Source organism: Mesorhizobium sp. M0189 (assembly GCF_040322135.1).
GTDB lineage: Bacteria > Pseudomonadota > Alphaproteobacteria > Rhizobiales > Rhizobiaceae > Mesorhizobium.
In genome coordinates, this window is the sequence record NZ_JAMYSW010000002.1 from 404,844 (window position 1) to 417,748 (window position 12,905).

A 12,905-nucleotide genomic window follows, 5' to 3' on the forward strand; every position below is an offset into this window, starting at 1 on the left:
CCCGACATTTCGCGGCCTAAGACTTCGGGGCTCGAGATTTCTGGCGGCGGCATGACGCGCAGACAGGCGTGGGGTCTTTTCTGGCTCCTCGCAGCTGCCGTCATTGCATGGCTGGTCTTTGCCGTCTGGCCGGACTGGCTGAACGCCATCCTGATTTCCAAGAAGGCATTCGTCAGCGCCATCCTCAACGGCATCACCCTGGCTGGCCTTTATTTCCTGGTCGCCAGCGGCTTTACCCTGATCTTCGGCCTGATGCGCAACGTCAACCTGGCGCATGGCTCGCTCTATCTGCTTGGCGCCTATATCGGCTATGAGGTGGCGAACCGCACCGGCTACTGGCTGCTGGGTGTCGCCGCGGGCTTTATCGTTCTGGCCCTTGTCGGCGTCGTCATGCAGATCTTCGTCTTCCGGCGACTGGAAGGCGACGACCTTCGCCAGACCCTGGTCAGCATCGGTATCTCGATCGTCGCCGCCGACCTGATGCTGGCGGTCTGGGCCGGCGGCACCTATCAGATCCCGGTGCCGGAATGGCTCGACGGTGCACTGACCTTACCGGTGGTCACGGCCGTGCGGTCTAACGGCGTCTCGGTGTTTCTCACCTACCCGCTTTATCGCGTCGTCGTGCTGGCGGCTGCGATCGTTATCGGCATCGGCCTTTGGCTGATGCTGCACAAGACGCGCGTCGGCATGATGGTCCGCGCCGGCGTCGACGACCGCGCCATGCTGTCGGCCTCGGGCGTCAACGTACACGCGGTCTTTGCTATCGTCTTTGCCGTCGGCGCCGGGCTTGCCGGCTTTGCCGGCGTCGTCGGCGGCTCGGCATTGTCGGTTGCGCCCGGCGAGGACGTCCGCTATCTCCTGGCCTCGCTCGTCGTCGTCATCGTCGGCGGCATGGGTTCGATTACCGGTGCTGCAATCGGCGCGCTGCTGATCGGCCTCGCCGAACAGATCGGCCTCGTCTATTTCCCGACCTACGGCATCGTGCTCACCTTCGTCATCATGGTGGTAGTGCTGTCGGTGCGGCCGCAAGGCATCATGGGGAAAGCGCGATGAGCCTGACCGTCGCCGTAGGCGCCGCGCCTCGACAGAACTGGCTGGAGAAGCTCGGCGCCGGTCACATCATCCTTGCCGTAGCATTGGTTCTCTACCCGCTGGTGGCATCCGATTTCTTCCTGACGCAGATCGGCGGTTATTCGCTGATCTTCGGCATGCTCGCACTGTCGCTGATGATGCTGGCCGGCTATGGCGGTATGGTCAGCCTTGCCCAGATCACTGTCGCCGGCATCGCCGCCTATGCCATCGCCATCCTCGGCGAGAACAATTCGAACGTGCTCGGCCTCGGCTGGCCGTGGTGGATCGCAGCACCCTTCGCCATTCTGGCAGCTGCGGTGGCATCGGCGCTGATCGGCTGGATCTCGGTGCGCACCGAAGGCATCTATACCATCATGATCACGTTGGCGATCGCCACCGCGACCTTCTATTTCGCCCAGCAAAACTACGCGATCTTCAACGGCCATTCCGGCTATGCCGGCATTCGCGCGCCGGTGTTCTGGGGCGTCAACTGGCGCGACCCGAAGGCCTTCTATTATCTCTGCCTGGGTTCGGCGGTGCTGTCCTACGCGGGGATACTCTACGGCGCCCGCTCGACCTTCGGCATGACCGTGCAGGCAATCCGCGACAATCCGCGTCGCATGCGCGCGCTCGGCTATCACGTCACCGCACACAAGGTCTTCGCATGGTTCCTGGCTGGAATCATTGCCGGTGTCGCAGGCGTGCTTTTGGTCTGGTTCAATGGGCGCGTTTCACCCGGCACGATCGGCGTCGATGCAGCCATCGACGTGCTGATCATCGCCGTCATCGGCGGTTTGCGCCACCCGATCGGGCCTTTTCTCGGCGCGCTCGTCGTTGTCCTGATGCAGACCTTTGCCATCGACCTTGTCGGAGCCGAGCGTTTCAACACGCTGATCGGGCTGATGTTCCTGGTGATCGTCTTCATCTCGCCGGATGGAATTCTTGGGTTGTGGGGGAGGATCAGACCGCAGCTAGCTCAGGAGTCCTTGCGTTCCGGTCCGTGACGCCGGAGCGGAATGAACTGCATCAATCAATCAAAGGGAGGAAAAAATGAGAATACATCGACGCACACTGCTTGCGCTGGCGCTTGCCACCGGGCTGACAGCTCCGTCTCTGGCGCTAGCCGCCGACGACACGATCAAGATCGGCCTGCTCGCCACTTTCGAGGGACCGTTCACGGTGCTCGGCGAAGACGGCGAGCGCGGCGCGAAGACGGCGCTCGATGAGGTCAGCGGCATGGTTGCCGGCAAGAAGATCGAAATCGTCAAAGGCTCGTCCGACGCTTCACCTGATAGCGCCGTGCGCGCTGCGCGCAAGCTGGTCGAGCAGGATGGTGTCAAGGTTTTGGTCGGCCCGCTTTCGGGCGATGAGGGCCTCGCCGTCAAGGACTATGCCAAGACCCAGCCGACCGTGACCTTCATCAATGGCACCTCGGCGGCGCAGGACACGACGCTGCGCAATCCGGCGGAAAACTTCTTCCGCTTCTCGACCGACGGCGCGCAGTGGATGGCGGGTCTCGGCACCTATGCCTTCAACGACAAAGGCTACAAGCGGGTCGCTACGGTCGCCGAGGACTATTCTTTCCCGTATACGCAGGTCTTCGGCTTCATGGCCGAGTTCTGCAAGGCAGGCGGCAAGGTGCCGTCCAAATCCTGGGTGCCGATCGGCAACAAGGATTTTTCGTCGGTTATCGCGGCCATTCCCGATGACGTCGATGCAATCTACGTCGCGCTTGGCGGCGCCGACGCCGTGAACTTCCTGACCCAGTATCAGCAGGGCGGCGGCGCGGCCCCCTTGATTGGTGGCTCGATCACCGTCGACCAGACGGTGCTGACCTCGAAGGGCAAGCTGCGCGACGTGCTGGTCGGCACGCCTTCCGCCGGACCAACCGCCGACACCAACGACGCGCCTAGTTGGAAAACTTTCGTCGAAGCCTACAAGAAGCAGCCAGGTGCCTTTCCCTCGCCGTCGCTCTTCGCCCACGGCTATTACGTCAACATGAAGGCGACATTGCTCGGTCTCGAACAGGTCGGCGGCGATGTCTCCGATGGCGGCGCCAAACTGCGTGACGCACTCTCGAAACTGTCTTTCGACACGCCGACCGGCAAGGTGTCACTGGACAAGAACCGCAACGCGATTGCCGACATCTACCTGACCGAGGTGACCGAGGGGCCGGACGGCAATCTTTTGAACAAGCTCGTCAAAGTCGTGTCGCAGGTCAACCAGACGCTGGGCATTCCCGAAGACGAGTTCACCAAGCTTGGGGCTGTCAGCCGCGACAATCCGAGCTGCCCGTAACCGCGTGGCTTGCGAGTATATCCGCCCGTGACCGAAACTCTTGCCGCGAACCGTCTCCAAAGCTCCGGCGCCTTTGCGCTGGAACTCGATGGCGTTGCGCGGCATTTCGGCGCTTTGGTGGCGCTCTCCGGCATTGATATGAGGATCGCGGCTGGCGAGCGGCGCGCGGTTCTCGGCTCTAACGGCGCCGGCAAGACCACGCTGTTCAATGCAGTGACCGGCGATTTCCTGCCGACGGCTGGCCGCATCCGCTTCTTCGGTGAGGACATCACCGACTTGCCGCCGCATGAACGCATCCGGCGGGGCTTGCGGCGGACCTACCAGATCTCGCAGCTGTTCAAAGGCTTGTCGGTTCTCGACTCGATCTTTCTCGCTTGCCGCGGCGTCTCACGCCGACGGTTCTCGCTGCTCCGCCCAAAGGCCACCGACGTCAACATGGTGCAGGCGGAATCGATCCTCAATGCCGTGCATCTCGAGGCCTATCGCGACCTGCTGGTGGCGACACTCAGCCATGGCCAGCAGCGGCAGTTGGAGATCGCGCTGGCGCTGGCCGGCGCGCCACGCTTCATCCTGTTCGACGAGCCGGCGGCCGGCCTGTCGCCGACCGAGCGCCGCGACTTGGTGGCGATCCTCAATGCGCTGCCCAAGCATATCGGCTATATTATCATCGAGCACGATCTGGATGTCGCGCTGCGCGTTTCGGAATATGTGTCGATGATGCACAACGGCCGTCTGTTCAAGGAAGGCACGCCGCAAGAGATCGAGGCCGACCCGGAGGTCCAGGAGATCTATCTCGGGGGCAAGCATGGCTGAGCGCCCCGTTCCCCTCGGCCGAACGCTCCCTTCTGGCCCAGCCTCTTCCGGCAAAATAGGCAAGGCGATCCTCAAAATAGAGGATCTGCAGGTCTATTACGGCGAAAGCCATGCCCTTCAGGGCGTCTCGCTGGCGCTGGAAAGCGGCGTGCTGTCGGTGGTCGGCCGCAACGGCATGGGCAAGTCGACGCTCTGCAACACCATCGTCGGCCTGAAGCGCGCGCGCTCCGGCTCGATCCGCGTCGACGGCCGCGAGATCACTGCGCTCGAACCGCACGAGATCCATCGCCTCGGCGTCGGTTATGTGCCGCAAGGGCGGCGCGTCTGGCCAAGCCTGAGCGTTGATGAGCATCTCCGTCTCGCTGCCGGCAATCGGCGCGATGCGAGTTGGACCGTCGAACGCATCTACCAGACATTTCCGCGCCTCGCCGAGCGCCGCACCAATGGCGGCTCGCAGCTCTCCGGCGGCGAACAGCAGATGCTGGCGATCTCGCGTGCCCTGCTCAGCGACCCGAAGCTGCTGGTCATGGACGAGCCGACCGAAGGCCTTGCGCCGATCATTGTCGACCAGGTTGAGCGGATGCTGGTCACCTTGGCCGAGGAAGGTGAGATGGCGATCCTCGTCATCGAGCAGAATATCGGCGTGGCGACCGCGGTTTCCAACCAGGTCGCCATCATGGTCAACGGCCGCATCAATCGGCTGATGGACGCGGCAGCGCTCGCGGCAGACCGGGAATTGCAGCAACGGCTGCTTGGTGTCGGACGCCATGCCGACGAGACGTCCGTCACGCCGGCAGCCGCGGCACAGGCGAAGGACCAGTTGGCTGAAGTCTACCGCATCGACCGGACGGCTACCGGTTCCGAACCGATGACCCAGAATGGAACCTACCTTCCGGTCACCGAACTGCCCAACCGCTGGAACGTGCCGGTCACGGCCATGCGGCAAGCGGCTATCGAGAGGGCCGCGCCACAGGACGATTTGAAGAAGGTCTTTGCAATTCCTTTCGCCGAACGCATTGGAAGAACAGTGCTCGTCGCCGGCACTTTCGATACCAAGGGCAAGGAATTGCGGTTCGTCGCCGACCGGCTGAAGTCCCTCGGCATTCCGGTTCGCACCGTCGACCTCTCCACCTCCGGAAAACCGTCGAGCGCCGACGTTCCTGCCATGCAGGTAGCCGGAATGCATATGCGGGGATCGGCGGCCGTTTTCACCAATGATCGCGGCGGCTCGGTGAGCGCTATGGCGGAAGCCTTCGCGCGCTGGATCGAGCGCGAGCCGCGCATTGGCGGCGTCATCTCGGCCGGCGGCTCCGGCGGCACCACGCTGGCAACAGCAGGCATGCGCGTGCTGCCCGTCGGCATCCCTAAACTGATGGTGTCGACCGTGGCAGCCGGCGACGTCGCCAAATATGTCGGCGGTGCCGATATCATGATGTTCCATTCGGTCGCCGACGTTCAGGGGTTGAATTCGATCACCGAACAGGTGCTGTCGAACGCCGCGCATGCGATGGCGGGCATGGTCGCGCAGCTGCCCAATGCCGAAGCCTGGGAGGCCAGGCGCAAGCTGGCGCGCCCCGCAGTCGGCATCACCATGTTCGGCGTAACAACGCCAGCAGTGCAGGCGGTGACCAGACTGCTCGAGGCCGACTACGACTGTCTCGTTTTCCACGCCACCGGCATCGGCGGGCGGGCAATGGAGAAGCTCGGCGATTCGCGGCTGCTCTCGGCCTTCCTCGACCTGACCACGACGGAAGTGGCCGACATGATCGTCGGCGGTGTTTTTCCGGCGACTGAAGACCGCTTTGGCGCCGCAATCCGCACCGGCTTGCCCTATGTCGGCTCGACCGGCGCGCTTGACATGGTCAATTTCGGCCCGCGCGACAGCGTGCCGGAGAAATTTCGAAGCCGCAAATTCGTCATCCATAATCCGAACGTCACGCTGATGCGGACAACCCGCGACGAGAACCGCGCCTTTGGCGAATGGATCGGTGCGCGGCTCAATGCCATGAATGGCCCGGTGCGGTTCCTGTTGCCGGAGGGCGGTGTCTCGACGCTCGATGCACCAGGCCAGCCGTTTCACGATCCGGAGGCCGACCACGCCCTGTTCGAGGCGATCGAGAAGACCGTTCGCCAGACGCCGCAGCGCCATCTCGAGCGTGTGGGTGCGAACATCAATGACGCGCTCTTCGTCGATGCGGCGGTCAATGCGTTCCGCGCGATCACGCCGAAACTGCAGAGGCGAGCATAATGGCTTCGAGCACGCGCAATTGTAAAATCGGTGCCGGTAGCCTGTGGCTGACCGCATTCTATTTGGGAGGGTAGAAAAGATGGCCGCGCAGACCTTGGGCGCTTTCCTTTTGTGGCTAATCATTGCCGCGATCGTCGTGGTGATCGCCGTCTACATACTGCGATGGCTTTATCGCCGGTCGACCAAGGAGACGGCATTCGTGCGCACCGGCTTCATGGGCGAGAAGGTGGTGGTGAACGGCGGCGCTTTCGTCATTCCGGTGCTGCACGAGATCACGCCGGTCAACATGAACGTCCTGCGCATCGAAGTGCGCCGCGAGGATGCCTTTGCGCTGATCACCAAGAACCGCATGCGCGTTGATCTGGTCGCAGAGTTCTTCGTCCGTGTCGGCGCCGGCCGCGATCTGGTCGCCGCCGCAGCCCAGACGCTCGGGCGCCGCACGCTGCAGCCCGACAGCCTGCGCGAATTGCTGGAGGGCAAGTTCGCCGGTGCCATGCGCACCGTTGCCGCCCAGATGACGCTGGAAGAGATGCACGAGCTGCGCGGCGACTATGCGGCCAGGGTCCGGCAGCTTGCCTCGGAATCGCTCGCCGCCAACGGGCTGGAGCTGGAAAGCGTCGCCATCGTCGACCTCGACCAGACCAGCCTCGAATATTTCGATCCGTCCAATGCCTTCGACGCCGAAGGCCTCACCCAACTGACGGAATCGATCGAGACGCGCCGCAGGATGCGCAACGAGATCGAGCAGCGCACGCTGGTCGACATCCGCAACCAGAACCTCGACACCCAGCGCAAGGTGCTGGAGATCGACCGCGACACCGAATACGCCCGCCTCGAGCAGGAGCGCGAGGTCGAGATACGTCGCGCCTCGCAGCGCTCCGAACTCGCCAGGGAGCGGGCGATCCGCGACCAGGAGGCCGAGCAGGCGCAACTGTCGGCGCGCGAGGCCGTCGAGAAATCGCGCCTCAACCAGGAGCGCAACATTACCGAGGAGCGCATCAAGAGCGAGGAAGACACGCAGCGCCGCGAGATTGCGCGCCGCCGCGCCCTCGATGAGACGGAAATGAAAATGCGCGAACTGACCGAGCGCGAGCAGATCGCGCTAGAGCTCGCCCTGGAAAAGGCCAGGATCGAACGCGAAGGCACGCAGAGCGAGCTCGAGATCGAGCGCAGGAAAGCCCTCGAAATCGCCGAGCTCGAACGCCAGATCGCGCTGGCGGAAAAGGCATTGGAGGTTACCAGGGCCGAGGCAGAAAAGCGCCGCGCCGAAATTGTCGAGAACCAGGCGACCGAAACAGCGCGGATCGGGCAGGAGCGTGCCATCGACGAGGTCAGGATTGCACGCGAGCGTCACCTCGAGGCGCTGCAAGTCGCCAAGCGCCAGGCTTTCGAGGAAGCCGAAATATCGGCCGGCGAAGAGGTCGAGCGCGCTCGCATCACCACCGAGCGCGGCATCGAGGAGGCGCGGCTGATCAAGGACCGCGACATCCGCCAGCTCGGCGTCGAGCGCGACCAGAAGATCGAGATAGCCGAAATCCAGAAGGCCATCGACATCGCCAAAAAGACGCAGGAGCGTTCCTCCGCTATCGCGGCATCCGAGGCGGTGCGCGCCAAGGCCATCCAGGCTGAGGAGCAGGCCTTCACAGCGCGCGAGCGCGAGATCGCCGAGCGCCGCAAGCTGACCGACTTGATCGGTGCGGCTCGTGAGGCCGAGCGCGAGGCCTTGCGCATAACCGCGGCCGCAGATGCCGAGATGAAGGCGGCCAAGAGCCTGGCCGAAGCGCAGAAGATCGCCGCTGTTGCCGCGGCCGAGGCGGAGAAGATCCACGCCCTTGCGGCGGCCCAGCGCTACGAGGTTGATGCCGCCGGCCATCGTCAGCTCAACGAGGCCGACAATCTGCTCTCCAACGAGGCTCGTGCCGGTCGCCTGCGCGGCAAGTTGCTCGACCACATGGAAGGCATCATCCGCGAAAGCGTCAAGCCGATGGAGAAAATCGACGGCATCAAGATCCTGCACGTCGACGGCATCAATGGCGGGCAGGGCGGCAACCGCAACGTCACCGACGAGGTGATCGATTCGGCGCTGCGCTACCGGGTCCAGGCGCCGATGATCGATAATCTGATGAAGGAGATCGGCATCGAGGGCGGCTCGCTCGGCCGCATGACCGACGTGCTGCGCGATGCCAAGGACATATCGAGCCTGACCCGCGACAAGAAAGGCAAAGGCAAGGTCAGCAAGGACGACGATGACGACCGCGACCGCTGACCAGGTCCGGTGGGCGGTGTGCTGTGCGAATGAGTGGCGATGCCTCGGCACCGGCCGCTCGTTCGATGCGGGCGGTGGGGCATGACCAAGGTCTATGTGTCCTCGGTCATCCCTGCGCCGGCTGCGGAAGTCTGGAAGCTCGTGCGCAACTTCAACGGCCTTCCCGCCTGGGCGCCATTCGTTGCGGAGAGCCGCGTCGAACAGAACGCACCGGCCGACCAGATCGGCTGCATCCGCAACTTTGTGCTCAGGGATGGCGGGCGGATTCGCGAAAAATTGCTGGCACTGTCCGACTACGATCTGTCGTGCAGTTACGCTATCCTGGAAAGCCCGATGGCGGTGGAGAATTATATCGCCACGCTGTCGCTGACGCCGATCACCGACGGCAATCTCACTCTGGCCGAATGGGAGGCGGAGTTCGACTGTGCGCCTGAGCGCGAAGCAGCACTTATGCATCAGATCGGCACCGGCGTCTTCCAGGCGGCGTTGAGCGCACTCAAGCAGCGCTTCGGGCGCTGACATTCCCGCGATGGTTCAAGTCCGCCAGAGCACCATCATCGATGCGCCGATCGATGATGTCTGGTCGATTCTGCGCGATTTCAACGGCCATGAACGCTGGCACCCGGCGATCTCGTTCAGCGAAATCGAAGGTGGCGACCCGGTCGACGCGGTCGGTTCGGTTCGTCGTTTCCGCCTGGCCGATGGCGGCGAGTTGCGCGAACAGCTGCTGGCGCTGTCCGACAAGGACTTTCGGCTCGCCTATTGCCTGCTCGAAGCGCCGCTGCCGCTGATGGGTTATGTCGCATCGATCCAGCTGAAGCCGGTGACCGACGGCAACGCGACCTTCTGGGAATGGCGTTCCGAATTCCATCCACCTACGCACCGCCGCGACGAACTGGTCAAGCTCGTCTCCGAAGGCATTTATCAGGCCGGCTTCGCGGCGATCCGTAGCCTTTTGCGAGGAAGGGTTCTGACTGCCAAGGCAAGAGCGCCAACGCCGGCACCTCCGTCAGCCCCGCCGCTGATCGCTTCGCCGGTCTCTTCCGCAACAACATCGTTCGGCCAGTCAGCAACAACCAGGGCTATTGTGGTCGAGCGCTATGGCGGTCCGGAGGTGCTGCAACTCAAGGAGATCGGCTTGCCGCCGCCGGCGCCGAACGAGGTGCGGATCCGCCATACTGTGATCGGCGTCAACTTCATCGACGTCTATTGCCGCACCGGCTATTTCGACCTTTTGCAACCACCGGGCGTGCCTGGCATGGAGGCAGCCGGCGTCGTCGAAGCGGTCGGTTTGGAGATTGCCGGTTTCTCGGTCGGCGACCGCATCGCCTATGCCTGCCCGCCGGTCGGCGCTTATACCGAGCGGCGCAACGTGGCGCCCGATCTGCTGGTTCGCCTGTCCGACGATATTCCCGACGAGATTGCGGCCGCGGGTCTGCTCAAGGGCGTCAGTGCGAGTTTTTTGCTGCATGATGTCCATGCGGTGCAGCCGGGCTCCGTCGTTCTCGTCCATGCCGGCGCCGGCGGCATCGGCCAGCTTCTGGTGCAATGGGCACGCCATCTCGGCGCAACGGTCATTGCAACGGTGTCGAGCGACGACAAGGCGCGCATCGTCGAACGCCTCGGTGCCCATCATGTCATCGTCTACTCGCGTGAGAATTTCACTGAGGCCGTCATGCGGCTGACGGGAGGCGTCGGCGCCGATGTGGTCTACGATGCGATCGGCCAGGATACGTTCGGCGGCTCGCTGGCGGCGCTCCGCATTCGCGGTCACCTCGTCAGTTTCGGTCAGGCGTCAGGGCCGATCGGCAATTGGGACATCGACCGCTTTGCATCGAAGTCGATCACCGTATCGCGTCCCAACTATGCGCATTACACCGACACGCCGGAAAAACTAGCCCCGCACGTCGAGCGTTTCTTTGCCGCGCTGCGACAGCGCGTCGTCAGGATCGAACCGCCCAAGCGCTATAACCTATCCGACGCCGGCGATGCTCACCGCGACCTTGAGGCCAGGCGGACAATAGGCGCATTGGTGCTGGTGCCATAGCCGACACTCGTCGAAACAGATGTTGACAATGTCATCTGTTGTTGCGAAAGCGTTCAGCCTCGAATTTGACGGCCGGGCGGGACAATGGACGACCTTGGAGCACAGGAACAAGCGGTTCTCGACCTCATTGCGGCGAACCCGTTCGCCGGCCAGCAGGACATAGCAACGGCGCTCGGCATCGCCCGCTCGACGGTCGCGGCCCACATCGTGCAACTCGTCAACAAGGGCTATATTCTCGGCCGTGGTTACGTCTTGCCGACGTCCAAGCGCATGGTCTGCGTCGGCGGCGCGGTGCTCGACCGCAAATACCACGCCAAGAAGGATCTGATTTTCGAGACGTCGAACCCGGTCGACGGTTATCGCAGCTTCGGAGGGGTCGCCCGCAACGTAGCCGAAAACCTTGCCCGCCTCGGCGTCGACATAAGCTTCGTCTCGATCGTCGGCGACGATGAAACCGGCCGCTCGCTGGTGCGGCACCTGCGCGATCTTGGCGCCGATGTCAGCCAGGTCATCACCACCACGGAACGGCCGACGGCGGAATATGCCGCCATCCTCGACCGCAACAATGATCTGGTGCTCGGCATTGCCGACATGGAGATCTTCGATCTGTTTTCGTCGTCCTATCTCGACCGCTTCTGGCCGCATCTGGCTTCGGCGACATGGGTGTTCATCGACTGCAATCTGCCGGCTTCGACCATCGCAGCACTGATCTCGCGCAAGCAGGGCGCGCGCTTCAAGCTCGCCGTCGACACAGTCTCGTCGCCGAAATCAGCGCGCCTGCCTAAGGATCTGACCGGCATCGACCTTCTGTTCACCAACCATGACGAGGCCAATACGATGCTCGGCATGACGGATGCCGACAAGCGGCTAACGCCGAAGGAAGCAGCAGCAGCGCTGCGCGCGGCCGGCGCCAGCACGGTGATCGTAACCGCAGGCGCGCATGGATTTGCCGTTGCGACCGAGAGCGGTGTTACGACGATGCGCTCCGTCCCGGCGCAGGCCGTCGACATCACCGGCGCCGGTGACGCGATGATCGCTGGCACTTTGTACAAGGTGCTTTCGGATGATCCGGTAGCTCATGCCGTCCGCACCGGCGCACTGCTCGCCACGCTGACCACGGAGAGCGAATCCAGCGTCCACCCCGATCTATCGCCGCGCTTCCTTGCCGCCGGCATGTACCGCATTCCTGCCTGAAAGCGAGATGATGAAACCTTCCCTTGTCCACCTGAACGATGAAGTCGCTGCTGCGCTTGATAAAGGCCGCGCGGTGGTGGCGCTGGAATCGACGATCATCACCCACGGCATGCCCTATCCGGCCAATCTGGAGACTGCTCGTGGTGTCGAGACCGTGGTGCGTGAAAACGGCGCTGTGCCCGCCACGATCGCGGTGGTCGCCGGCAAGATCAAGGTTGGCCTCGACGACCGTGAACTGGAAGAGCTGGCAGCGGCAAAGGGCGTGGTCAAGGCTTCCGGGCGCGATCTCGCCGCCATCATGGTGCACGGCGGCTCGGCCGGAACCACCGTCTCGGCGACGATGCGGATCGCGGCACTCGCCGGCATCGGCATTTTTGCGACCGGCGGCGTCGGCGGCGTGCATCGCGGCGCCGAAGCGACTTTCGACATCTCGGCCGACCTGACCGAACTCGGCCAAACCGGCACGACTGTCGTCTGCGCCGGAGTCAAGTCGATCCTCGATATTGCGAAGACGCTGGAATATCTGGAAACCCAGCGTGTGCCGGTGATCGCCTATGGGAGTGATGATTTTCCGGCTTTCTACACCCGCTCCAGCGGGCTCAAGGCCGATCATCGCCTCGATACCCCCGACGAGATCGCGCGAGCCATGCTGCTGCATGACGAGATGGAATCCGGCACCGGCATTCTCGTCGCCAACCCTATCCCCGAAGCGGACGCGCTCGATCCGGCATTCATCGACGGCACGATCGCAGCGGCGGTAGCCGAAGCGGAGCAGCGCGGCATCGGGCGCAAGGAACTGACGCCGTTTCTGCTCGCCCGCATCAACGAGCTTTCGCAAGGCCGCAGCCTGAAGGCCAACATCGCGCTGGTCCGCAACAACGCCGCGCTCGCCGCCCGCATCGCGGTGGTGCATGCGAAATTGAAAGGCGTGACCAGATAGAGGCAGCACCCGGCCAGCGCTACCGGCC

At 63.5% G+C, this 12,905-nt stretch carries 10 protein-coding genes; all 10 read left to right on the forward strand.

Features of this window, described 5'->3' with window-relative positions; translation table 11 throughout:
- The first annotated feature begins 51 nt into the window (after window positions 1-51).
- The 10 genes from NKJ09_RS04900 to NKJ09_RS04945 all read left to right on the forward strand — a co-directional run bounded on the left by NKJ09_RS04900 (window position 52) and on the right by NKJ09_RS04945 (window position 12,877).
- Window positions 52-1,053 (forward strand): branched-chain amino acid ABC transporter permease, encoded by a 1,002-nt coding sequence (locus NKJ09_RS04900; protein ID WP_023716705.1) that lies wholly within the window; start codon window positions 52-54, stop codon window positions 1,051-1,053.
- Entirely contained in the window at window positions 1,050-2,075 is a 1,026-nt protein-coding gene (locus NKJ09_RS04905) for a branched-chain amino acid ABC transporter permease (protein ID WP_352493953.1), read from the forward strand. The genes NKJ09_RS04900 and NKJ09_RS04905 overlap by 4 nt, the downstream gene beginning before the upstream one ends.
- Before the next feature lie 46 nt (window positions 2,076-2,121).
- Window positions 2,122-3,369: an ABC transporter substrate-binding protein gene (locus NKJ09_RS04910; protein ID WP_352493954.1), complete on the forward strand. Its 1,248-nt coding sequence runs from the start codon at window positions 2,122-2,124 to the stop codon at window positions 3,367-3,369.
- Between the two features lie 27 nt (window positions 3,370-3,396).
- Complete coding sequence (locus tag NKJ09_RS04915; protein ID WP_352493955.1) at window positions 3,397-4,182, forward strand: ABC transporter ATP-binding protein; 786 nt, start codon at window positions 3,397-3,399, stop codon at window positions 4,180-4,182.
- Entirely contained in the window at window positions 4,175-6,430 is a 2,256-nt protein-coding gene (locus tag NKJ09_RS04920; protein ID WP_352493956.1) for an ABC transporter permease, read from the forward strand. Before NKJ09_RS04915 ends, NKJ09_RS04920 begins: the two co-directional genes overlap by 8 nt.
- A 79-nt stretch (window positions 6,431-6,509) precedes the next feature.
- Window positions 6,510-8,696 (forward strand): flotillin family protein, encoded by a 2,187-nt coding sequence (locus tag NKJ09_RS04925; protein ID WP_352493957.1) that lies wholly within the window; start codon window positions 6,510-6,512, stop codon window positions 8,694-8,696.
- 81 nt (window positions 8,697-8,777) lie between these two features.
- On the forward strand, window positions 8,778-9,215 hold the full coding sequence (locus NKJ09_RS04930) for an SRPBCC family protein (protein WP_023716711.1): 438 nt from the start codon (window positions 8,778-8,780) through the stop codon (window positions 9,213-9,215).
- A 10-nt stretch (window positions 9,216-9,225) separates the two neighbouring features.
- Window positions 9,226-10,743: a zinc-binding dehydrogenase gene (locus NKJ09_RS04935; protein WP_352493958.1), complete on the forward strand. Its 1,518-nt coding sequence runs from the start codon at window positions 9,226-9,228 to the stop codon at window positions 10,741-10,743.
- A gap of 84 nt (window positions 10,744-10,827) precedes the next feature.
- The gene (locus tag NKJ09_RS04940; protein ID WP_352515636.1) at window positions 10,828-11,937 is read left to right on the forward strand and encodes a carbohydrate kinase; all 1,110 of its coding nucleotides are present in this window, start codon (window positions 10,828-10,830) and stop codon (window positions 11,935-11,937) included.
- A gap of 10 nt (window positions 11,938-11,947) precedes the next feature.
- The gene (locus NKJ09_RS04945) at window positions 11,948-12,877 is read left to right on the forward strand and encodes a pseudouridine-5'-phosphate glycosidase (protein ID WP_352494031.1); all 930 of its coding nucleotides are present in this window, start codon (window positions 11,948-11,950) and stop codon (window positions 12,875-12,877) included.
- Window positions 12,878-12,905 lie beyond the last annotated feature (28 nt).

Coding starts and splice junctions, on each gene's coding strand:
- NKJ09_RS04900 (WP_023716705.1), top strand. CDS start 52: ATGACGCGCAGACAGGCGTGGGGTCTTTTCTGGCTCCTCGCAGCTGCC.
- NKJ09_RS04905 (WP_352493953.1), top strand. CDS start 1,050: ATGAGCCTGACCGTCGCCGTAGGCGCCGCGCCTCGACAGAACTGGCTG.
- NKJ09_RS04910 (WP_352493954.1), top strand. CDS start 2,122: ATGAGAATACATCGACGCACACTGCTTGCGCTGGCGCTTGCCACCGGG.
- NKJ09_RS04920 (WP_352493956.1), top strand. CDS start 4,175: ATGGCTGAGCGCCCCGTTCCCCTCGGCCGAACGCTCCCTTCTGGCCCA.
- NKJ09_RS04925 (WP_352493957.1), top strand. CDS start 6,510: ATGGCCGCGCAGACCTTGGGCGCTTTCCTTTTGTGGCTAATCATTGCC.
- NKJ09_RS04930 (WP_023716711.1), top strand. CDS start 8,778: ATGACCAAGGTCTATGTGTCCTCGGTCATCCCTGCGCCGGCTGCGGAA.
- NKJ09_RS04935 (WP_352493958.1), top strand. CDS start 9,226: ATGGTTCAAGTCCGCCAGAGCACCATCATCGATGCGCCGATCGATGAT.
- NKJ09_RS04940 (WP_352515636.1), top strand. CDS start 10,828: ATGGACGACCTTGGAGCACAGGAACAAGCGGTTCTCGACCTCATTGCG.
- NKJ09_RS04945 (WP_352494031.1), top strand. CDS start 11,948: ATGAAACCTTCCCTTGTCCACCTGAACGATGAAGTCGCTGCTGCGCTT.